Below are 252 nucleotides of genomic sequence, written 5' to 3' on the forward strand. Positions count from 1 at the left end.
TACGCCGCGCACCTCACGCGGATTTTGCCGACGGAGTCGCTGGGGTTGCTGATTACTCTGGACTACGACCAGGCGCAAATGGAAGGCCCGCCGTTTGCTGTGCTGGATGATGAAGGGCAGCGGTTGTTTGGTGGCTCGTGGGCGCTGAAGATTCTGGAGGATCAGGATGTGTTGAGTTCGAGCGGGAAATTCCTCGAGGCGGGAGTTACCCGGCTTGAAGAGCGGGTGTATCGGGTTTCAAGCCGGTAAGGT

At 58.7% G+C, this 252-nt stretch carries 1 protein-coding gene; it reads left to right on the plus strand.

Annotated features, from left to right (window positions below; all coding sequences use genetic code 11):
* The coding region (locus BK660_RS30550; protein WP_473087027.1) for a class I SAM-dependent methyltransferase at positions 1 to 249 on the plus strand (249 nt) is incomplete at its 5' end.
* Positions 250 to 252: the final 3 nt, after the last annotated feature.

The sequence above is a fragment of the Pseudomonas brassicacearum genome, assembly GCF_003732265.1.
Classification (GTDB): domain Bacteria; phylum Pseudomonadota; class Gammaproteobacteria; order Pseudomonadales; family Pseudomonadaceae; genus Aquipseudomonas; species Aquipseudomonas brassicacearum_D.